17 protein-coding genes are annotated in these 22,541 nt (G+C 61.5%); 1 reads left to right on the top strand and 16 read right to left on the bottom strand.

Annotation, left to right across the window (positions count from 1 at the left end; all coding sequences use genetic code 11):
• Window positions 1-8: 8 nt before the first annotated feature.
• Window positions 9-1,202 (bottom strand): nucleotide sugar dehydrogenase, encoded by a 1,194-nt coding sequence (locus HDC29_RS09890; RefSeq protein ID WP_218844317.1) that lies wholly within the window; start codon window positions 1,200-1,202, stop codon window positions 9-11.
• A 69-nt stretch (window positions 1,203-1,271) separates the two neighbouring features.
• Window positions 1,272-2,735 carry a YdiU family protein gene (locus HDC29_RS09895; RefSeq protein WP_179496704.1) on the bottom strand — a complete coding sequence of 488 codons (1,464 nt, stop codon included), beginning with the start codon at window positions 2,733-2,735 and terminating at the stop codon, window positions 1,272-1,274.
• Window positions 2,736-2,909: 174 nt separating this feature from the next.
• On the opposite strand from HDC29_RS09895, the gene HDC29_RS09900 reads away from it, so the two are divergent.
• Complete coding sequence (locus HDC29_RS09900) at window positions 2,910-4,676, top strand: right-handed parallel beta-helix repeat-containing protein (protein ID WP_179496706.1); 1,767 nt, start codon at window positions 2,910-2,912, stop codon at window positions 4,674-4,676.
• A 43-nt stretch (window positions 4,677-4,719) separates the two neighbouring features.
• Here the strand turns inward: HDC29_RS09900 and HDC29_RS09905 are convergent, their stop codons facing one another.
• The 14 genes from HDC29_RS09905 to HDC29_RS09970 form a co-directional block, all read right to left on the bottom strand.
• A complete protein-coding gene (locus HDC29_RS09905) occupies window positions 4,720-5,928 on the bottom strand; it encodes a DegT/DnrJ/EryC1/StrS aminotransferase family protein (RefSeq protein WP_179496708.1) in 1,209 nt (402 codons plus the stop codon).
• 1 nt (window position 5,929) lies between these two features.
• Complete coding sequence (locus HDC29_RS09910) at window positions 5,930-6,562, bottom strand: acetyltransferase (RefSeq protein ID WP_179496710.1); 633 nt, start codon at window positions 6,560-6,562, stop codon at window positions 5,930-5,932.
• Window positions 6,559-7,155: a sugar transferase gene (locus tag HDC29_RS09915; protein WP_306455569.1), complete on the bottom strand. Its 597-nt coding sequence runs from the start codon at window positions 7,153-7,155 to the stop codon at window positions 6,559-6,561. The genes HDC29_RS09910 and HDC29_RS09915 overlap by 4 nt, the downstream gene beginning before the upstream one ends.
• Window positions 7,152-8,372 carry a glycosyltransferase family 4 protein gene (locus HDC29_RS09920; RefSeq protein ID WP_179496714.1) on the bottom strand — a complete coding sequence of 407 codons (1,221 nt, stop codon included), beginning with the start codon at window positions 8,370-8,372 and terminating at the stop codon, window positions 7,152-7,154. Before HDC29_RS09920 ends, HDC29_RS09915 begins: the two co-directional genes overlap by 4 nt.
• A gap of 1 nt (window position 8,373) precedes the next feature.
• The gene (locus HDC29_RS09925; protein ID WP_179496716.1) at window positions 8,374-10,200 is read right to left on the bottom strand and encodes a heparinase II/III-family protein; all 1,827 of its coding nucleotides are present in this window, start codon (window positions 10,198-10,200) and stop codon (window positions 8,374-8,376) included.
• A complete protein-coding gene (locus tag HDC29_RS09930) occupies window positions 10,197-12,326 on the bottom strand; it encodes a bi-domain-containing oxidoreductase (protein ID WP_179496718.1) in 2,130 nt (709 codons plus the stop codon). Before HDC29_RS09930 ends, HDC29_RS09925 begins: the two co-directional genes overlap by 4 nt.
• Complete coding sequence (locus tag HDC29_RS09935) at window positions 12,323-12,871, bottom strand: DapH/DapD/GlmU-related protein (RefSeq protein WP_179496720.1); 549 nt, start codon at window positions 12,869-12,871, stop codon at window positions 12,323-12,325. The genes HDC29_RS09930 and HDC29_RS09935 overlap by 4 nt, the downstream gene beginning before the upstream one ends.
• Before the next feature lie 73 nt (window positions 12,872-12,944).
• Window positions 12,945-14,057: a hypothetical protein gene (locus tag HDC29_RS09940; protein WP_179496722.1), complete on the bottom strand. Its 1,113-nt coding sequence runs from the start codon at window positions 14,055-14,057 to the stop codon at window positions 12,945-12,947.
• The gene (locus HDC29_RS09945; RefSeq protein WP_179496723.1) at window positions 14,054-15,199 is read right to left on the bottom strand and encodes a hypothetical protein; all 1,146 of its coding nucleotides are present in this window, start codon (window positions 15,197-15,199) and stop codon (window positions 14,054-14,056) included. The genes HDC29_RS09940 and HDC29_RS09945 overlap by 4 nt, the downstream gene beginning before the upstream one ends.
• A 67-nt stretch (window positions 15,200-15,266) precedes the next feature.
• Window positions 15,267-16,169 carry an O-antigen ligase gene (locus HDC29_RS09950; RefSeq protein ID WP_179496725.1) on the bottom strand — a complete coding sequence of 301 codons (903 nt, stop codon included), beginning with the start codon at window positions 16,167-16,169 and terminating at the stop codon, window positions 15,267-15,269.
• 358 nt (window positions 16,170-16,527) lie between these two features.
• A complete protein-coding gene (gene wecC, locus HDC29_RS09955; protein WP_179496727.1) occupies window positions 16,528-17,796 on the bottom strand; it encodes a UDP-N-acetyl-D-mannosamine dehydrogenase in 1,269 nt (422 codons plus the stop codon).
• On the bottom strand, window positions 17,793-18,950 hold the full coding sequence (gene wecB, locus HDC29_RS09960) for a non-hydrolyzing UDP-N-acetylglucosamine 2-epimerase (protein ID WP_179496729.1): 1,158 nt from the start codon (window positions 18,948-18,950) through the stop codon (window positions 17,793-17,795). The genes wecC and wecB overlap by 4 nt, the downstream gene beginning before the upstream one ends.
• 219 nt (window positions 18,951-19,169) lie before the next feature.
• On the bottom strand, window positions 19,170-21,101 hold the full coding sequence (locus tag HDC29_RS09965) for a nucleoside-diphosphate sugar epimerase/dehydratase (protein ID WP_257018139.1): 1,932 nt from the start codon (window positions 21,099-21,101) through the stop codon (window positions 19,170-19,172).
• 246 nt (window positions 21,102-21,347) lie between these two features.
• Window positions 21,348-21,905 (bottom strand): hypothetical protein, encoded by a 558-nt coding sequence (locus HDC29_RS09970; RefSeq protein ID WP_179496733.1) that lies wholly within the window; start codon window positions 21,903-21,905, stop codon window positions 21,348-21,350.
• Between the last annotated feature and the right edge of the window lie 636 nt (window positions 21,906-22,541).

A 22,541-nucleotide genomic window follows, 5' to 3' on the forward strand; every position in this document is an offset into this window, starting at 1 on the left:
GGGAGCGGTCAGGAATCGGCGCCGAACAGGTCGCGGCTATAGACCTTGTCCACGACGTCGGCGAGATCGTCGGTCACGCGGTTCGCGATAATGACGTCGGCTTCGGCCTTGAAGGCATCGAGATCGCGGACCACGCGCGAGTTGAACAGGCGGTCCTCCTCGATCAGCGGTTCGTAGACGATCACCTCGATCCCCTTCGCCTTGACGCGCTTCATCACGCCCAGGATGCTGCTGGCGCGGAAATTGTCCGATCCTGCCTTCATCGCAAGGCGATGGATGCCGACGATACGCGGGCCGCGCTTGATCACCTCGGACGCGACGAAATCCTTGCGCGTCGTGTTCGACGACACGATCGCCTGAATCAGATTCTGCGGAACATCCTTGTAATTGGCGAGCATCTGCTTGGTGTCTTTGGGCAGACAATAACCGCCGTAACCGAAGGAGGGATTGTTGTAGAAGCTGCCGATCCGGGGATCGAGGCACACGCCCTCGATCACCTGACGCGGATCGACGCCGTGCGATGCGGCATAGGTATCGAGTTCGTTGAAGAAGGCGACGCGCATCGCGAGATAGGTGTTGGCGAACAGCTTGATCGCCTCCGCCTCGGTATTGCCCGTCTGCAGGATCGCGGCATCAGGCTTCAGCGACCCTTCGAGCAGCAGTCTTGCGAATTCACCGCCGCGCGGATGCGTATTGCCGACGATGATCCGCGATGGATAGAGATTGTCATAGAGTGCGCGCCCCTCGCGCAGGAATTCAGGCGAGAAGACGATCGCATCGGTGTCGAGTTCGGCGCGCATCCGGTCGGTGAACCCCACCGGGACGGTCGATTTGACGATGATCAGCGCGCCAGGCGCCATGACCAGCGCATCGGCGATCACGCTCTCGACCGTGCGCGTGTTGAAATAATTAGTATCGGGATCATAGTCGGTGGGCGTCGCGACGATGACGAAATCCGCCCCCGCATAGGCTGCGCCGCGATCGGTCGTCGCGACGAGATTGAGCGCCCGGTTAGCCAGATAATCCTCGATCTCCGGGTCGGCGATCGGCGATTCCTTCGCATTGAGCTGCTCGACCTTGCGCGCATCGATGTCGAGTGCGACCACCTCATTATGCTGCGCCAGCAGGATCGCGTTGGAAATACCGACATAGCCCGTCCCGACGACGGTGATCTTGACGGGCGAAACGGGAATTGGTGCCAATGACTTATCCTCTGGATGATGCCGCGCCGTCCGTAGCAAGTGCGATGCACCGGCTCAACCGCGCCGGCGTCAGGTGCCGCAGAAGGTCTTGTAGGGCCCCGCGTCGACCGGCGCGGGAAGCGTGAAGCGTTCGAGCCCAGGGCGAACCTCATAGGGATTGCGGACCACGCCGAGCAATTTAAGCCACGGCGCGAGATCGCCGGCCTCGGCCGCCTCCAGCGCCTCCTCGACCAGATGGTTGCGGGGGATATAGAGCGGGTTCACCGCGTCCATCGCATCGGCATGCTCGATCGGCCCCGCGCTGTCCTGCGCGATCCGGTCCCACCATTCGGCGATCCACGGCGCCATCGCGTCGGCGTTCGGAAGCAGGCTTTCGAGCATCGCGCCATCGCCGCGCAGCAGCATGGCGAGCGCGCGGAAGAAGGAAGTGAAATCGACCTGATGCGCCTCGAGTTCATCGAACAGCGTGTCGATCAATTCGGCGTCGTCGGTGCCTTCGCCGCCCAAACCCAGCTTTTTCCTGACCCTTGCATGCCAGGTGCTGCGGAACCGACCCGGAATCGCGTCGACGATCGCCTTTGCCGCCTCGACATCCTTCGGCGACACGCGGTGAATCGCGGGCAGCAACGCCTCGGCGAAGCGCGCCATGTTCCAGTGCATGATCTGCGGCTGGCGGCCATAGGCATAGCGACCGCCCGCATCGATCGAACTGAAGACGGTGCCCACCGCAAAGCGGTCCATGAAGGCGCAGGGGCCGTAATCGATCGTTTCGCCGCTGATCGCGACATTGTCGGTGTTCATCACGCCATGGATGAAACCCACCCCGAGCCATTGCGACACGAGCTCGCATTGCAGCCCGGTCACCCGGTCGAGCAGCGCCAGATGCGGATTGGCCGCGTCGGCGATATCGGAAAAATGCCGCTTCACGCTGTAATCGGACAATTGGACGACATGGTCAGCGCCGAAATGCGCGGCGAAAAACTGAAAGGTGCCGACGCGGATATGGCTGCTCGCGACGCGCGTGAGGACTGCGCCGGGATGCGCGCGTTCGCGCTGCACCCTGTCTCCGGTCGCAACCGCGGCGAGCGCGCGTGTCGTCGGCACGCCCATTGCCGCCATCGCTTCGGACACGAGGAACTCGCGCAGCACGGGGCCGACCGCGGCCTTGCCGTCGCCGTTGCGCGAAAAGGCGGTCGGCCCCGATCCCTTGAGCTGGATATCGAAACGCGCGCCGTCGGGCGCGACGATCTCGCCGAGCAGCAACGCACGGCCATCGCCCAGCTGCGGCGAGAAATGGCCAAACTGATGACCGGCATAAGCGAGCGCGAGCGGATTTGCGCCCTCGGGTGTCTCCTCGCCCGAAAAGACGCGCGCCAGCTGATCGTCCGTCGCACCCGCGACGTCGATCCCGAGCCGCCCGGCAAGGGCATGATTGAAGATGAGCAGCCGGGGCGCCGAGGGCTTGGCGGCTTCCGCAGGCGTGTAAAAGCCCTCCATGGAATCGTGGAAACTATTCTCGAACGCGAAATCCATTTGTCGCTCCTCGGCTCATTCCAATGTCTGGCCTCGACACGCCGATTGCAAGATCAATGCGGGTGCCTACCGGGCGCCCAGTGTCACGGCCTTCGGGCGCGACCGCCGGTCGACTGGTCGCGCCTCGCGCCCGGTCCTTCGATCAACCGGGTTGACGAACCATCGGATCGCGACTTGTATGGCCCGGATCGACCATCCGGAATGGCACGCGCCATCTCTTCTCCCCCCTCGACAAACCGATCGCACAGGAACAATATGCAAAAGATCAATCGCCGGGAATACGGCCTTCTGCTGGCTGGCGCGGCTTATTCTCTCGGAAGCGAGCCGGCTCAATCGAAACAGGCGCCATCGCCGCGACGCCCAACGGCGGAATTGTCTGCAGCGAGTGGGATCCGCTTCCAGCAGTTCGACGATGGCGCGGTCCCGCGTACCGTCGAGGACAAGCTACGCGATAATGTATCGGCGAAGGATTTTGGCGTCGTCGGCGACGGAATTGCGGACGATACCAAGGCCCTGCAGACGGCCTTCGATCATGCCGCCGCAAATGATGTGGGCATGATCATGCTGCCATCGGGTAAGATCCGGCTGACCGGCGATATCATCGTTGCCCCCCAAGTCCGGCATAGCGGGATCGAATCCGCCCAGATCGCGATCATCGGGCGTGGTGCCGGGAAAAATGCCACGTGGCTCTATTTCGAAAAGGGAAGCCTGCGGGTTCGCTCGTCCTCGCATCTGCTGCGCGATTTTCGTGTCACCTCGCGGGCGGGCGACGGGATTAAAATCGAGCCCGGTTCCGACCCCGACCATAGTTCGGCGCGCGGCGCAATGGAGAATATCCGCGTCGAAAATTGCGGTGGCTCGGGCATAACCTTCGAGGACTGTTGGTGCTATCGAATGGACAATTGTTACGCGCGCTTCAACAAAGGATGGGGCATCGAAGGCAAAGCGGGTCCGCGAACAGGATTGTCGGTCAATGTCATCGAGATCAGCGGCGGCGAATATCAGGGCAACGGCAGGATCGCCGGCGCCCGCAAGAACAAGGGTGGCAGCGAAAGAGGCACGGGTGGCGGTATTTCGACCGGTCGATGTGCCCAGTTCAATCTGCGGGGCGTTACGATAGAAGGCAATGTCGGCGACGGGCTGAAGCTCGCGGAACAATCGCGCGGGATTGCCGTCGATGGCTGTTATTTCGAGAAAAACGGATCGCATCCCGAAAACAGGGACATTTGCAACGATCGGCCGGGACAATCAGTCAACGGGCCCAACAGCGTTTTCGTCCTGAACAGCAACTTCAGCCCCCAGAGTGCGAACGGCACGGTCCAGGAAAGAGCGATCGACCTGTGGGACGTCATCGATCTCAAGATCGTCCATCCGCAAATATATGCCGTCGCTGCGGATACCCTCTATTCGAGCGAGCCGATCCGTATCCGTGAGAGCGTTCCCGCAAGGGCCAGGGGTTGGGTCGAAGGCGGCTGGTACAGCTCCGCCAAATATACGCAAAAATGGATTGCGAACGAAACGCAGTGCTTTGGCTTCCCCCGAAAACAGACGTTCAGCCCGGGGCTTGAAATGAAGGTCGAGAGCGAAAGCGTTTCTAGTCAGAATTATTTTGTTCGCGTTTCGCCGACTTGCGCACGGGGAGTCGACGTCGACCTCGTCACGCGCCCCGACGGCGCCGCGGGGACGGCGCGGCTGACGCGCATCCTCCGGCGCGGCCCCACGGGCACGCGTTTCAGCACCACGAGTTTCGACATCGACCACCCGTCGGCGCTCGACAGCGTCTATACACAAACCTCATCGGCGAGCGACAAAATGCCCGGCACCCATGTCGAGGTCCAGATATCGCGGGATTCCGGGCACGAAAACGACCGGTTGCGGTCGTCCCTCTACCTCCAGTCGGTCGAGATCACGATCTACGAAGGCCGCATTTCCACGACCTAGGGCCAGCTCCGAGATCGTGATCGCGCGCGGCGAGCCGCGATCCTCAGCGGCTCGCCGCCGCGAGCACCTCGGCCGCGACGGCTGCCGTCCGTGCCATTTCGTCAGCGGTCAGCGTGGGATGAACGAGCCACATCAGGCTCGTGTCCCCCAAGTCGCGCGCGACCGGGAGGCGTTCGGCCGGGCGCCACGCGCTGCCATCGAACGCCTTTTCGAGATACACTTCGGAGCAGCTTCCCTGATAGCAGGGCACGCCCCGGGCGACGATCTCGGCGACGATCCGGTCGCGGTCCCACCCCGCCGCGAGCCGGTCTGGGCGCACATAGGCATAGAATTTATACTGGGCATGGACGCTATTGTTGTCGCCGATCACCGGGGTCCGAACGACGCCATCGGGGCCGGCGTAGGGCGCGAGCGCGTCGCGGATGATGTCGGCGTTGCGCGTTCGCGCCTCGGTCCATCCCGGCATCATCCCGAGCTGAAAGCGGCCGATCGCGGCCTGCATCTCCAGCATCCGCCAGTTCGTGCCGAAACCTTCGTGCACCCAGCGGAAACCGGGCGGGTGAGCGCGTTCATAGACCGCCTCCCAGCTTTTGCCGTGATCCTTGAACGACCACATGCGCGACCAGAGGTCGAAATCGTTGGTCGTGACCATCCCCCCCTCGCCGCCCGTCGTCATGATCTTGTCCTGGCAAAAGGACCAGGCACCGACATGACCAATCGACCCGACACTGCGCCCCTTGTAGCGCGCGCCATGCGCCTGGGCGCAATCCTCGATCACCTTGAAACCATGCCGTTCGGCCAGTGCCATGATCGGGTCCATGTCGCATGGCCACCCCGCCAGATGCACCGGGATCGCCGCCTTCGTCCGCGGCGTCCGGACGGAATCGATCGTTTGGGCGGTAATATTGCCGCTCACCGAATCGACGTCGGCGAAAACGGGGATGGCGCCGGCATTGACAACGCAGCTGGCCGACGCGAGGAAAGTCCTCGGCGTGACGATCACTTCGTCGGTCGCGGCGCCACCATTGACCGCCCCGATCCCAAGGCCATGGAGCGCAAGGTCGAGCGCGACGGTGCCGTTCGCAAGGGCAATCGCGTGCGCGCTTTCCGACCACGCGGCGAATTCGCGTTCGAAGGCTCGGCATTCCTCGCCGGTCCAGTAATTGACGCGGTTCGACCGCAGCACGGCGGCGACCGCCTCGGCCTCAGCATCGGTAAAGCTGGGCCATGGCGAGAAAGCGGTATTCAGCATGTCATTTCTTTTCCATGATACGGGCGGGGTTGCCGATAACGGTGGCGCCGGCGGGAACGTCTTTCGTCACGACGGCGCCCATTCCAATGGTCGCGCCCACCCCGACCGAAACCCCCTGCCGGATGATAGCCCCGGACCCGACATAGGCGTGGTCGCCAATCGTGACGTTGCCGTTGCAGCGGACGCCCGGCGCAAAGGTGACATAGTCGCCGATCAGGCAATCATGTTCGACATAGGAATAGAGATTGGCGTGAAAGCACCGCCCGATCCGGATGTTCGACGTCAGGGTAACGAAAGGGGACAGCACGGCGCCAGGGCCGACCTCGACATCGTCCATCATCACGACATTGGCGGCGGTCGTTCCGATCAGCGCGACCTCTGCCTCGGCGCAGCGCTGGTCGAGCGTCTCGCGGACACGCGGATTGGCGATCGCCAGCACCACCGCCCGCGTTGCGGCGGGCTCATCCATAAACCGCGCGAAAGTCCAGATGGCGTGGCCGTTGGCAGCATCCGCCTGCGGCGCGTCGTCGATGAATACCAGACGGCTTTCGCCCTTCCCGCGTTCCGCACGCAGCAGCGGCATGACCCCCCGCCCGCAACCGCTCGCTCCATAGACGCCGTAAAGCGACTTCATGGCTCGCGCGTCCCTTCGAATTTCGGCATCGTCGCCTCACCGTCGGCGCTGATTCCGTCGCGCTTGAGAACCTTGACCGCGGTCATCCACAATATCCTGATATCGAGCCAGACAGTCTGGCGATCGACATACCAAAGGTCGAGCGCGAACTTTTCCTCCCAGCTCAGGGCATTGCGCCCGTTGACCTGCGCCCAGCCCGTGAGGCCCGGGCGGACATCATGCCGCCGCGCCTGTTCCATGCTGTACCGCGGCAGATATTCCATCAGCAACGGCCTGGGACCGACGAGGCTCATCTCTCCTTTCAGCACATTCCATAGCTCGGGCAGTTCATCAAGGCTGGTCGAGCGCAGGAAGCGGCCGAACGGCGTCAGCCGGTCGACGTCGGGCAACAATTGTCCGTCGGGACCGGTCGCATTGCGCATCGTCCGGAACTTCATCATCTCGAACGGCCGACCGTGCAAGCCGGGCCGAACCTGCCGGAAAAGCGCCGGCGGCCCCATCTTTCGCCGTATCAGAAGGGCAAGCACGATGAGCAGGGGGGCCAGCAACAACAGCAGTCCGCCGGCAACGATGATGTCGATAAGCCGTTTCAACTCCGACGCCCTTCCGTCACCCACTCGACCCATTGATCGGCGAGGCGAGACCGGTCGAACCTGCGCTCCGCGAGCGCCGCCGCGCGCTTGCCCATCGCCTTGAGAGCCGCGCGGCCATCGGCCGCCTGCTCCAATGCGTCGGCAAAAGCTGCGGGGTCGTCGGGCGGCACCGCAAATCCGCAGCCTTCCTCGACGAGGATATCGGCAAGCCAACCAGGATAATTGTTCAGCACCGGCCGTCCGGCGGCAATATAATCGAAGAATTTGTTGGGAGAGGTGCCGTAGTAAAAGGCCGGGACATTCGCGAGGATCTGCAAACCCAGATCGGCGCCAGCCATCAGCCCAGCCAGCTTTGCCTTGTCGACGGGCGGATGGAAGATCAGGTTGCGCAGGCCCTCCCGATCGGCCCGTTCCTGCAAACCGGCTTTAAGCTTCCCGTCGCCGACCAGCGCCACCTTGATGTCGTCACGCCCGCGATCCTGTAGGATGCGCGCCGCATCCAGGACGGCATTGAGGCCGTTGGCTACGCCATGCGTGCCGGTGAAAATGGCCAGCAGATCGTCGGACCCAACCCCTTCGGGGCGCCAGGGCTCTGCGCCGGACCGGAATATATCGATATCGCAGCCATTGGGAATCGTCGCGATCGCCGATTCCGCAATTCCGCGCCGTGCAATGCCTTGCGTTATGCCGGGTGCGAGACCGATGCAGCGATCGGCGCTATGATAGGATGTCCATTCAAGCGCAGACATGGCGCCGAGCACCAGCGGGTTGGTGATGACCCCCATGGCGCGGGGCAGTTCGGGCCACAGGTCGCGCACTTCGAAGACGAAAGGCTTGCGCCGCAACAGGCGCGCCGCGATTGCCGGGAGGCCCGCGGTGAGTGGCGTGGTCGTGGCAAAGGCGATGTCGTAGGGCTGGGTCAACGCGATCCGTAGGCTGCCCCACGCATATTTGAGGAAGGTCGCGCTGCGCTTCAAAAAGCCGTCGCGGTTCGAATAGGACAAATCGAATTCGATCACCTCGATGCCGTCGATAACCCCTCGCCGCGCGCCTTTGCGAAAAGGGCCTTCTAGCCCCGTCGCGCCGACGCCGTAACTGCCGCAGACCATCGTCACGCGGTGGCCATGGTGCAGCAACCGGCGCGCCATTTCATAGGAGCGGATGCCAGTAGCGCCGCGCGGCGTGGAGAAATGCTGGTGAAGGTAGAGAATGTGCATGTCAGAAACTTACCCGCGTCTCGACGATCGCGGGAACCGCCACGTGGATTTCGAGGACCGGAACCGGTGTTTTTTGAAGATAATAGCGGGATTCGGTGCCTTCGACCAAGCGGAGCTCCGTCGCCGCGGCATCGCTTTCCACCGTCAACCGGTAGCGACCGTCGTCCAGCCGGTTTCCTTCCAATCGCCAGTCGCCGGGCGGCAGCCGCCAGCGTATGACCGCCGTCGCGGCACGGCCATCGATCTCGTCGCGGCAAAGCAGGCTTTCGTTGTCCAATTCGACCGTTCGTCGATGGCGCGCGCCCAGATGATCGCGATAGGCTGCGCCCGCATGGGCGACATTGCCCTTCCCCGAGACCGGGACCACGTCCGCCGCTTTCGGCCAGGCGCCGAACAGGAACCGGCCGAGGCGCGGCATCTGATCGCGGCCGTCGAACTGCGCCGTGTTATGTGAGGCCGTGCCGCCGAAATAATCGAGATCCTCGTCTACGCCATTATAGCTGTACGAACCGCCGTCGCGCAGGACATTCTCGCCCCGAACCCACAGATCCAGATGCAGGATGTCGCTCTGTCCGGGGCGAAAGGCGAAACGCGGATAACGCAGATAGGCGGTTGCATCGTCGGTGCGCAGGACATGCAAGCCGCCATCGTCGAAACTCGTACCCAGGGGCCGCGACAAAACCGGCTCCGGCCGCGGCATGCCGAGCCAGTGCAAAGGCTGGTCCCACGCCCCGGGTTCAGCAATGGCCCGCGCGCCGAGAAACAGGGTAGAGGCCCACTGGAGCGATGGGCGAAAATCCCGGTAGTCGCCGTCGGTCAGCGCCATGAGGCGCGCGCCATCATTGGCGCCGAAATTCGGTCCGTCGCCCGAGCGCGGCTCGACCATTTGCTGCATCCACCTGACGGCCGCCTGCATTCGAGCGCGCAGTTTCGATGAAAATTCGGGCAGGCCAAGCCGACGTCGCCAGGTTTCGGCAAGCGAATAGCTGTCGAGCATCACGCGGTGATAGACGAGTGAATATTGGCTGAAGCTTCCGTCGGCAGCGATCAACGTCCGCGCGCGTTCCTCCAGCCATTTGCGTCCCGTTCGCGCCCAAGTCGCACCATCGCGGTCGCCGGCGAACACAAGCCAGCTGCCGCCGATGAACAGCGCGGCGGCTTCGGAGGTGCCGTGGTTGTTCTGTTGCCCGATCGCATAACCGATCGTCGGCGCGATCCGCTCGAGATGCAGTTTCACCAGCGCGAGCAGCGCCGGTGTCGCATCGCCCACCTGATCGAGGAGCAGCGCGGTCAGCGCGAGGTGCATGACCCGGATCGACGCTTCCTGACCGCATTTCCAGTTGGCGCCGCGATAGGGCGGATTGTGGCTCTGCCAATCATCCAGCCAGAAATTCAGCCGATCGAGTTCGGCGGCATCACCCAGGGCGGCGCGCTGCGCCATGGCGAGCAACCAGTCGAACCGCGACGCTTCCCATACCGTTTTGATGTCGCCCGCCCCGGAGTCGAAATCGGCAATTTCGAACCAGTTCCGTAAATTGTCGAAACGCGCGCCCGAGAAGGGATTGGCGTGCCAATCGGGCGGCAACGTTGCGGGAAAGGCATGGATGCCGAACCAGTTTCCTTCGTCCCGCCACTCGTCGCGCGCCACGCCCCCCGCTGGAGGAGGCGACGGTCGCGCCACGAAGAACGGCCCACGCGGCGCCTTTGCCGTCAGGCGCTGGACCGGATGCACACCCGCGCGCAGCGCCAGCCGATAGGCGGCAACCCTCGCTAGGTTGGCGAACCCCAATGCTCGATAAGTGGAAAGCTGGACGCCGATTGCGGTCATTTCTGGTGGCGCAACCGCTCGGACGCCGTGATCGTGGCACGCGCCACTTCAAAGAGTTCGTCGGCGGCGATCGGCGACGGGTCGCCCCGTTCGACCGCTTTCAGGAACGCGGCGGCACAGCCGGTCTGTCCCTTGTCCTGGCGCCACAACTTCTGCTTGCGGAATCCCGGCCAGTTGAAGCCACGCAGGCTCAAGAAATTGTCGAGCTGAAGCGTGCGGCCACCAACGAACACTTCGACCCGCTCCTTTGGGAAGGACGCTCCGCCATTCGCGAGATAATGGATCGTCCCGAACGAACCGTCGGCGAAGCCGAGCGTGATGCTCGCCTTGTCCTCGGTCAGTTTCACGGCGTCATTGTCACCCATCCGCCGCGCTTCGACCGACGTGATCGGAGCCCCGGCAAGGAAGCGCATCAGGTCGACGAGATGGCAGGCCTCGCCGATGATGCGGCCGCCGCCGAATACCGGACTCTGTGTCCAGTGGTCGGCCGGTATGACGCCGGCATTCATCACCATGACGAACGCCTTCGGCTCACGCGTGCCGCGCAGCAGCGACTGCATCCGCTCGACGAGCGGTGCGAACCGGCGATTGAAACCCACCATCAGCCGCTGCCCCGACGCGGCATGCGCCTCCTCTACTTCAGCCAGTTCTTCGAGAGTCAGCGCCAACGGCTTTTCGACGAAAACATTCTTGCCGGCGCGCAGCGCCTCGACCGTCAAACGCGCATGGCTATCGTGGCGCGTTACGATCGCCACGGTGTTGATAGCGGGGTCGGCGATCAGCGCGGCCGTGTCGGACGTGGCATGGGAAAAGCCCAATCGCTTGCCGTGAACGACGCCGCTCGTTCCGCCCGCCGATGCGATGCTGTGCAATTGCGCGCCGGCGGCGCGAAACGCCGGGATCAGCATGCGTGAAGCATAGTTGCCCGCGCCGACGAAGCCGACGACGGGCTTGCCGGCCGGGGACGCTTCCACCCTGCCGGCGAGCGGCACCGACGCGATATGCCGCGGCTCGACCGCGTGCGAATAGTCGAGGAGAATGCCGAGCGCGCCCTTCTCGTCGGTCAGCGTCTTGTAGGCGTCGGTCGCATCGGTGAAGGCATAGCGGTGCGTGATCAGGCTCGACGTGTCGAGATGACCGGCCGCCATCAGGTCGAGAACCGCCTCGAAATTGCGCTGCTCGGTCCAGCGGACGAAACCGATCGGATAGTCTTGCCCGCGATCCTCATAGGCGGAGTCGTAGCGACCCGGGCCATAGGAACAGGACACCTGGAAGCTCAGTTCCTTTTCGTAGAAATCGGCGCGATTGAGTTCGAGGCCGGTCACACCGACCAGCACGATCCGCCCCCGCTTCCGGCACATCCGTGCCGCCTGGGTGACCGGATCGGAGCTTTTGGTCGACGCGGTGATGATCACGCCATCGACGCCCGTGCCGCGCGAAAAAGCCATGCCGGCGGCGACCGGGTCCTCGCCCGCGCCGGGATTGCAGATCTCGGCACCGAATTTTCGGGCGAGTTCCAACTTGGCGGGATCGAAATCGATGGCGAGGACGCGACATCCCTGCGCGCGCAGGAGCTGCACGGTCAACAGGCCGATGAGGCCGACGCCGGTGACGACGAAAGCCTCGCCCAATGTCGGATTGGCGAGCCGCAGTCCCTGCAGGCCGATCGACGCCACGACGGTGAAGCTCGCGGCCTCGTCGCTGACATTGTCTGGGATGCGGGCGCAGAGATTCTTGGGCACCGAAACGACGTCGGCGTGCGGGCCGTTCGACACGACGCGGTCGCCGGCAGCGAAACCCGGAACATTGCCACCCACCTCGCGTACGCGCCCGACGTTCGAATAGCCGAGCGGGATCGGTTGCGCGAGTTTCGAGCGCACCGCATCGAGCGTGGTCAGCAGCCCGTCGGTGCGGACCTTGTCGAGCACCTGCGCGACCTTTTCGGGCTGCTGCTTCGCCTTGGACAACAGGCCCGCCTTGCCGAAATCGACCAGCATCCGCTCGGTCCCGGACGAAATGAGCGAGATGCTCGTGTCGATCAGCAACTGGCCGCCGCGAACGGACGGCGCCGGGGCATCGATCAACTGCGTCGTGCCGCTACCCAAATCTTGAAGGATTTGCTTCATACTGCCTTCTCGTTCGCGTCATCCGCCAGCTTCGCGAGCTGCCGGCCGACAAATTCCTCGGTATTTCCGATGATCACCCCTGGGCTCCCGATAATGATCGAATGGTCGGGAACATTTCCGCGCACCACCGTGCCCGCGCCGATCAAACAACCGCGACCGATAGTCGTTCCCGGCATGATGATGCTGCCCGTGCCGATGAAACTATACGCGCCGATCGACACGGCCTTGATCTTCCCGATCGGCCGATCGCTGAAATGGCCGTGTGCCTTCGCGATTGTGTAGAGTGACCAATCGTGCGTAAGGACGCGAACATAGGACGAAATGGTTACGCCCTCGCCGATCGATATCAGCGAATAATCGGTCCCGTCGAAATTCACTCGCGAGGAAATATAGTTGGGGCGGCCTTCGAACCGCATCCCCATCTTTCGATAGATCCGGATGATGAATCGGGTCGACAGCCCGGGACTGAAAAGCGGGATGACGACGCTGTTGATCTGAAGCGCGATGCGCAGCAGCTTCATCTTGAGCTTTGATCTTTTGGCCATGATCAAATCCTTTGCCAAATTCTGGTGCCGAATTCCGGCGATGGGGCGCAATAGGGGAGGCTGGCGTGCATCATCAAGCACCAAGGGCCGCAGACATCAGATCGCCGAAGCGCCGATCGAACGGTCCATACTCCTCGCGAAAGAGGTCTAGCGCCTTGCCATGCGCTGCCACTTCGTCCGGCGCCTTCGCCAGCCGGGCGACGAGCACGAACAGGGCGTCGACATCATGATAGGGAAGAGAAAAGGCGGCACCGGACGATATGAAAGGGTTGGCCGTCTCCACCTCGTCATTGACCACGAAGGGCACCCCGAAAAATACGCAATCGCCCCATTTGTTCGACTCGGCCAAGCGGTTGATCGGAACGGCGGGGTCGTAATAAGTCAGCGCCAGATCCACCTCGCGATAGATTTTCAACGCATCGACCTGACCCAATTCACCGCGATAGCTGACATACGGGTGCGCGATCAATTCGCGCCCCGCCTTGCTGTCCACGCGGCCGGCGACGACCATTTTGACGGGAAGCCGCGATGCCTCGACCCGCTGCATCAGGGCCAGGAAGACTGGCGCACCCCGGGTCTCACCGACCCACCCGTTCGCATAAAGTGTGAACGGTTCGGTTCCGCGATCAGGCCGCACCGCGCCAGCTTTCGCATAGTCAGCCGTCGAAGGCGTATTTCTGAGCACGACCATATTGGCGCCGTTCCACTCATACCGGCTCAGGCTGGGCACGATGTGCAGCAAGACCTTGCGTGACGTCCATTTCTCGAGCGCCTGGACGATATGATTCAAGCCGCCCGGAAGCTTCATCACGAGTGAGAAGCGATCGGCATCGTCGAAAATGATGCGCGCACCGGTGATATAAGATGCGAGCAAGGCGGGAAAGGCGGTTTCCCAGCCAAGGCAAAAGAGATCGGCCTTGCGTCCGAGCCCGAGCACGCGAAAGAAAACGGCCGCCATCCAGAGCGGGTACATGAGGCGCGCGCGCGCCGACGCATAGCCGCCGCCGCGCAGGATGACACGCTCGTCCAGTCCGTCGCTTTGCCACTCCGCGGCTTCGCCTTTGTCGCGCTCCCAGCCGTGGAAGAATACCCTTATACCGAGCGATTGCAGGACAGGCACCATCTTCGCCAGCCGGGTGCGTCGCCTGACCGCCGGCAGCGGCGCCAGCATGAACAAGCGATTCATGCCGCCACCTGTCGCGACGCGAAGGTGCCGATCAGTTGGAGGCCAAGCCCCGTCCGCACGACCCAATTGCCGGCGCTAGCGAGCGCGACCGCATAGATTGACGGGAGGTCCAAGAGCAGGAACAGGCCAAGAAAAACCAGTACCGCCAGGCCCAGCGAGCCGATCTGACGGAGGATCAGGTCGTTATAGGAAAGCTTGTCGCCGAACGCGCCGAAATAGGATGCCGGATAAGTGTAGACGAGGCGCGAGATAGACGAGATCGAAAAGAGCGAGAGCAGGACGAAATCCACATTCCCGACTTTGGGCGTCAGGACATACCATAAGCCATAGGCGAGCAACTGGAACAACAGGACGAACACCACGCACAGGCCGATGGCCTGCCATTTCTGTTCATGAAATATCCGCATGAAGCGCGCTTCGTTGCGGATCGCCCACGGAACCCCGATGAAGGCGAGATAGCCGGTGACCAGCGACGATGTGAAAAGAAAATAGATCGTGTGAGTGAAATATTTCGCGGCCGCGAAGTCGGAACCCACGGCGTTGACGAGTACCTGTTCGGCATAAAGCGACAGGGCGGTGAAAGAGGAGATCGCCATCAGCCGGAACGAAATCCCATAGACGTCGCGCGTGCCGCCGGAAAAAAGGACCGCATTCTGCCGCGCTGGCAGGTCCGCGCCGCCGCGCGCGAGCAAATTGAGCAACGCCAGCGCGGCAAGCGAGACGAGGGCGCAAATCTCCACGACGTTCGAAAAGCTCAAGTCATGCGGAATGACCGCATAGAGGACGACCCCTACGAGGAATATGCCCTTCCAGCTCTGCTGACATATCTGCGCCAGGATGAACATGTTCCTGCCGCGATAGAATTGGAACATCGAGATCGACACGGCCGAAAAGACCCCGATCGATGCGGCGACGAACCAGGGGCGCAGGAAATCCGTCGCGGCGACGACGGCGGCCGATGCCAGCGCCATCAACGGGATCTGGACGAGGAGCAATCGCTTCACGTTGGAAGCACGCTCCGGAAACCGGGCCAGGAACTGCTCAAGGCCGAGCAGGCACGCGATCGCCAGCAACCCGTTGAGCGCGCGGACCTTGGACCAATAAGCGACATCCTCTACGCCGAACGCCGATGAAATGATCATGTCGCAAAGCATCAGACATCCCAGCCCCCCCGCATAGATGAGGGGCGGAAGCAGCTTTTTGGCAAATTCAGATCCCGGCATGATGATATCGGGCGGGTAATTCCCTTCGTGCTGGTCGCGGCGACACCCCGCGGCCGAGGCCCCAGAGATAGCCGGTGGAGATATAGAGCAACGCCGACGTCAGCGTCACCTCCCCGCTGATCAAGGCCAATATCAGGTTGGTCAGATACAGGAGGACGAAGAAATCGGTGTACTGCGAATTACGGGCGACCGCTTTGGACAATCCGATGAACGGGCTGAAGATGATAACAGCGTAGAGAAGCGCGATGGCGACACCGACCTCATAAGCCATCTCCAACAGGACGTTATGCGGCGCCGCCAGGAAGGTGATGGCGGAGAAATTACCGAGGCCATATCCCGACCAGGAATAGCGAATGCCGTTAAGCGCGATTTCCCAGAGAAATACGCGATCACCCGAATCCGAGTTCGATTCGATCGACAGATTATCGGGCAAAAACCGGTCGGCGATTTCCTCGGGCATGAAATATAGCGCGACGAAGAAGGTCAACAGCATGAAAGGTGCATAGATCGCGAACTTGCCGAATCCCTTGAGGCCATTCTTCAGGTAGAGAAAATAGACATAGGCGACGATCAGGCACAGGATTGGGCCGCGACTTCCGGTGCGGATTGTCGCCCACGACGCCAAAGCGAACATAGCAAAAAGAATGGCTTTCGAAAAAAAGCCCTTCCGCAAGAATGTCAGAACGAAGATGCAAGGTATGATCGTGATCTTTGCCATCATGGTAGGGCTCAGGTCGATGGCGCTGTAGCGAATATTTTCTTTTGTCGACGAATCAAAGAAACTGAAGACGCAGAACATCAGCGAAAAAATCAGAACGGCATACAAAAGAAATTTGTCGCGATCGCCCTTCACGAAAACAGAAGGCACAATCAGCAAAAAGAACAGCAAGGAAAAAACCAGATTCCTGAGCTTTGTTTCAGCATATTCCGTCAAAGGCGGATTATAAATCTGATGAAAATATACAGATATAAGAAATATAACTGACATAAGAATAAGAAAAAGAAATCTCTTATTATATAGTACATCGGTTATATTAACGAATACGGTATAAGATAGCGTAATCGAAAGGACGATAAGTATGTTAAGCTTCAGCTCGGTATCTTCTATGGGGTAGTATGACACACAGAGGGAAACCAGGACGGCAAACGCAGCCGTCCAAATCGACAATTCGACGCCACTGACTTTACGAGCAATCACCAAAAATACTTTCTCAGCCGTCCGGCTATCCTGTCCTCCCGACCCGGCGTCAGGCAGCTTTCCAAGCGTTTCTCGTATCGATCGCTACACCTTCCGGCCGTTCTTGCGAACGAAATTCCGAGTGATCGACCAACAAAATATGGATGTCGCCCTGCGCTCGCGCCTCGGAATCGGCGCACAGGATGATGCCGTCCGTTCCGGTCGGCAAACTGCGGATATTTGGCTCTACCGCCAACACTCGGCCCGGATGCGCCTTCGCCAATTGCTTCACAATGGCAAGCGCCGGGCTTTCGCGCAGGTCGTCGATGTCGGGTTTGAATGCCAGGCCGTAACAGGCGATCGTCGCATCGCTTATGGATTTGCCGGGGTGCTCCGCAAGCCACTGGTCGATCGCCGCCTCGACCTTGGCGAGAACCCAACCGGGTTTGCCGTCGTTGACTTCGCGCGCCGTGCGGATCAGTCGCGCCTCGTCGGGAGCTTTGGATACGATGAACCAGGGGTCCACGGCGATGCAATGCCCGCCCACACCTGGGCCGGGCTGCAGGATGCTGACGCGCGGATGCCGATTGGCAAGCGCGATCAATTCCCAGACATCGATGGCAAGCTTGTCGCAGATTATCGACAGTTCGTTGGCGAAAGCGATGTTCACATCGCGAAAGCTGTTTTCGGTCAACTTGGCCATTTCGGCGGTCCGCGCATTGGTGATCACGCACTCGCCTTCGACGAAAATCCGGTAAAGATCGGACGCCATCGCCGAACAGGTTGCGGTCATGCCGCCGATAATTCTGTCGTTCAGGACCAGTTCCTGCATGACCTTGCCGGGCAGGACCCGCTCGGGGCAATGGGCGACGCGGATATCGGACGCTTCGCCGGCCTGTTGCGGAAAGCTGAGGTCCGGCCTTGCGTCCGCCAGCCAGGCGGCCATTTGCTCGGTTGCCCCCACGGGCGAGGTCGATTCGAGGACAACCAGATTGCCGGGCCGCAGAACCGGGGCGATCGCCCGCGACGCCGCCTCGATATAGCTGAGGTCGGGCTCGTGATCGTCGCCCTTGAACGGCGTCGGGACGGCGATAAGGAATGCGTCTGCCGCCTCGGGCTTCAACGTCGCCGAAAGATAGCCACCTTCGACGGCGGCATGGACGACCGTGTCGAGATCGGGTTCCACGATATGGATGGCTCCGCTGTTGATTGTCTCAACCGCGGCCGGGTTCACATCGACGCCGATGACCTTCAACTTGTGCGATGCGAACATCGCGGCTGTCGGCAGGCCGATATAACCCAGGCCGATGACGGAAATCACATTGAACTGATAGGTCATTTATTCGTCTTCGCCTCTGTCGTCTCTGCCGCCCATTCCCTGATTGTCGCCAGAATGCGCTGCGCCGCATGTCCGTCGCCATAGGGGTTGTGAGCAAAACTCATTTCCTCATATGCCTTCTGATCGTCGAGGAGGCGGGATACCCAGTCGACGATCAGTGCGGTATCGGTGCCGACCAGCCGCACGGTGCCCGCATCGATCGCCTCCGGACGCTCGGTTGTGTCGCGCATCACGAGAACCGGCTTGCCGAGCGAGGGCGCCTCTTCCTGAATCCCGCCGGAGTCCGTCAAGATCAGCGACGCGCGATTCATCAGATATACGAAAGGAAGATAGTCCTGCGGCTCGATCAGCCGAACATTAGAGAGGCCGGAAAGCAACCGCTCGACGGGCTCTTTCACATTCGGATTCAGATGGACCGGATAAATGATTTCGACATCGTCCCGCTGAGCGAGCTGGGCGAGAGCGGCGCAAATCCGTTCGAAGCCACCCCCGAAGCTTTCTCGCCGGTGTCCCGTGACGAGGATCAGCCGCCGTTCGGGGTCAAGATTGAAGCGCCCTGACAAATCGGCATTCAACTCGGCATCGGACTCGATCCGCGCGACCACCTCCTGCAGGGCGTCGATGACGGTATTGCCGGTAACATGGACATGGTCGCCGGGCACGTTTTCCGCAACGAGATTGGCTGCCGATCGATCCGTCGGAGCGAAATGCAGCCTGGCGATCGTTCCGGCAACCTTCCGGTTAACTTCCTCGGGCCATGGCGACAGGATATTCCCGGTCCGCAGCCCCGCCTCGACATGGCCGACCGGAATGCGCTGATAATAGGCCGCAAGCGACGCCGCCAAGGTGGTCGAGGTATCGCCGTGAACCAGCACGAGATCGGGCTGGGTTTCGGCGAGCACCGGTCGCAGCCCGCCAAGCACATTAGCCGTCACGTCGGTCAGATCCTGCCCTGGTTTCATCAGGTCCAGATCATAATCGGGGACGATCTCGAACAATTCGAGAACCTGGTCGAGCATCTGCCGATGCTGGGCGGTCACGCACACGCGCGCGTCGATATCCTCGGCCTTGGCGAGCGCCCGGACGACCGGCGCCATCTTGATCGCTTCCGGTCTCGTGCCAAAGACAGTTAAAACCTTAATGCCGCTGGGCATGGGGGCGGAAACTCCCTTCCTTCAAATAGGGTGAAATCGATGGGGCGCGGAGAATGACGTAGGGGCAATCTGCTTCCGGCCTGAGCGGGCGAAAATCAAGTTCGAAGAGCCGGGGGCCTCCACGCCTCGACAGCAAACGAAGATGGCATCCGATCCGGACGCGTTGCGTTATCCTCGGCGTTATTGAAGTCAAGCATGATCGGAATCGGGTTCGCTGACTCAACTCGCCGTTTTTGACGTCGGCACCGCGAAGTCGTCGAGGGGGCGAAAATCGGGCACCAACTCGCGCAGTAGCGAAAGAGCGCTCGCGGCATCGCCCGCGCCCAGGCTTTCATCCATTTTGTCGAGTTGGGCGTCCAATACCTCCCATGGCATCATTGCTTCATTGGCTTTCATAATGCGCTCGTGGCCCGTAGTTTCGGGGTTGTCGCCGATCAGCAGCTCTTCATAAAGCTTCTCTCCCGGCCGCAACCCGACCTCCCGAATTTCGATATCCCCGTCGGGATTGGCCTCGTCGCGGATTGTCATGCCTGAAAGATGGATCATGCTGCGCGCCAGATCGATGATCCGAACGGGCTCACCCATATCCAGCACGAAAACCTCCCCGCCCTTCGCCATCGCGCCGGCTTGAATGACGAGTTGCGCGGCCTCGGGTATTGTCATGAAATAGCGCGTAACATCGCAGTGGGTGAGCGTGACCGGTCCCCCTTCGCGTATCTGCTGCTGGAACCGCGGGACAACCGAACCGCTCGAACCCAGGACATTACCAAAACGCACCATCGTAAAGACGGTGCGGCCCCGCTGGGTCCCGTGGAGCGACGCCCGCGCCTGAAGCACGAGTTCGCAAACGCGCTTGGACGCACCCATCACATTCGTCGGGCGAACCGCCTTGTCCGTGCTGATCAGCACGAAATTCTTCACTCCGCCTTCTTCGGCGGCCCGACAAGCGTTGAGCGTTCCGAAAATATTGTTGCGCATCCCCGCCACGGGATTCACTTCGACCAGCGGCACATGTTTATAGGCTGCGGCATGAAACACGGTTTCGGGCCGCCACTGCGAAAATATCCGCCGCGTGGCATTGGGATCGGCGACATCGCCCAGCACCGGAATGATCCGGATCGACGGGTCGAGCGCCGCTGCCAGCGCGCGCAATTCTATGTCGATATCGTAAAGCGCATATTCGGATCGTTCGAGCAGGATCAATTGCGCGGGATGCGATCGCAGGATCTGACGGCAAAGCTCGCTTCCGATCGACCCCCCCGCCCCTGTCACCATGACGCGTTTGCCTGCGATTGTCCGGCCGAGAAGCAGTTCGTTGGGCCTCACCGGATCGCGGCCGAGCAGGTCGTCGATCGAAACATCCCGCAAGTCGTTAAACGATACCTTGCCTTCGATCACATTGCCCATGCTCGGCAAGGATCGGACCGTCACCGGAAAATTCTGCAGCGCCTTGATGATTTCCTTGCGCCGCGATCGCGTCGCGCTGGGAAGGGCAAGCAAGACTTCGTCGATCAAACCGTCATTCAGCAACAGGTCGAGCGCGGTCGAATGATGGACTGCGATGCCGTCGAGCTTTTGCCCGGCGAGCCGTGCGTCGTCGTCGATGAAGGCCGCCAGACGCAGCAAGGGTTCATGCCGCAAGGAAAGCGCGAGCTGTTGCCCCGCGTTACCGGCACCATAGATCGCCACGACGCGGTGCGCCCCATCGGACCAATAGCCGCTGATCATGTCGATCAGAACGAAACGGATAGCGAGGCGGTTGACCGCGAGCAGCGCGAGGAAAACGATGGGCTGGATCAACGCGACCGTACGCGGAATGCCCGAAAAGCTATTGGCCAGGAACAGGACCGCCATGGGGAGGGTATAGACGGCAACCGCGGTGCCAAGGCCTGCCATCGTCCGCCCACCGGAAAAGCGGATGATCGAGCGATAGACGCCGAACCACAGCGCCACGAGGAACCAAAGCGCGAGCGACGCTCCCATAACGAGCAGGGCGGATGAATCGATCGGGTAGAATTCGCCGAGGCGCAGCGAAAAGGCTACCCAAACGGCAAGAACGCACAAGATCGCATCGACCAGCGCGACCATAAACTGGCGGACCGACCGCCGCATCTCGCCCAAGCGCACGAGTAAGGGAATTATTTTGCCCATAATCATCCGCTGCAGCATTATCACCTCGGTCCAAACAGGTTCGCGCAAACCTGGATCGGCCTCCAAGCGGCTCGACATATACGCGCTATGACAGAAAAGGCTTCACAGTAAGTAAGGTTTCTCCATTCGGGTGACCCCATATACGATGGAGCCCCCCGAACAAGAAGTTGTACGATGGCTGCGACGATACGAGCGAAGCGCGTGTCGAGATGCCTGCGGGGCGGCGTGATCGAGCGCCCTTCTCCGTCAGCGGAGGCGGGTGAGCGAAAGCTTGCTCAGGAACGCGTCGAAACCGGCCGAATCGTCCGGGACATGGGCGTCGATCGAGAACCAGTACCAACGGCAATCGCCCGTCGGCACCACGATGTCCTGGTGATGCGTCCCCATCGCGAGATTCATCTGCGGTATGGCGATATTGGGCACCCCCTTTTCCGCGCAGGCCAAGTTGACCGACAGCGAGTCATCGCCAATGGCCTCATTTGCCTCGATCGTCCATGCGACGCGATAATTTCCCGGCTCCAGATCGATCAGTTGCCGCGCGGCATTGCCGAAAGCGCCCGCAATTGCCGAAATGGTCAGCCGCTTGCCCTTCGCATCGATCGAGGATCCCAGATGGCCCGACGTCGCCAGCGCCCAATCCAGCGGTGGAAGAAGTGGCTGGCGCGCAAAATTTCCGTTCACCAACAGATTGTTGGTCGACGAAATATTCGGGGCACTCTTTTCGAACATCCGCGCCAGCTGGCGCGCATTGTCGAACTGCCCGGCCCCGACGAGGCGCCACGCGAGCGCATAATCGGTGTCCATGATTTCCGCCTGGTTCCACGGAGGTCGCGAAACCGCGACCCGCAACGTCGCCGCATTGGCAAGGCTCGGCGCCCGCGACGCGACAGCTGCCCAGTAATATTTCGCCCATGACGGCTTGGATCCGAGCACGGGCAACAGTGCTTCCACCGCGCCATTTCGGGCTGTCGCCTCCGCCATCGCCCCGACATAGGATGCCCGCAGCCTGGAATCGGTGAGTACCGCGCGCGACAACCAGTTGAAGAAGAGATTCTGGTCGTCTTCAAGCGCTGCCGCCTCAATCGAGGCCGAGGTTATGAGCGAGCTGCGCCGGCTGAGTTTCCCGGCCAGACCAAGCAATTTTCGTCTGGTTCCGACGGGACTTTTGTCTTCTTTCGAAACGATGATCAGCCCGAGCGCTGCTGACGACAGTGGTTCGACGCGATACGCTTGTTGCGCGAGGCGAAGTTCACGGGCGCCAACCGATGCCTGGGGATCCCTGGCCCTCCTGGCGGCAAAGCCCGCATATGCGAAATTCGCCTCGGACGTCGCGGTGTGCCACGGAAAGGACGGGCTCCGCGCCGACGGTGCCCGCACCTGGTTGACGATGACGTAACTCGCATACGCAACGAAAATTGCCAGGACCGCGCCTGCCGACCA

It is taken from the genome of Sphingopyxis sp. JAI108 (genome assembly GCF_013410105.1).
GTDB classification, from domain to species: domain Bacteria; phylum Pseudomonadota; class Alphaproteobacteria; order Sphingomonadales; family Sphingomonadaceae; genus Sphingopyxis; species Sphingopyxis chilensis.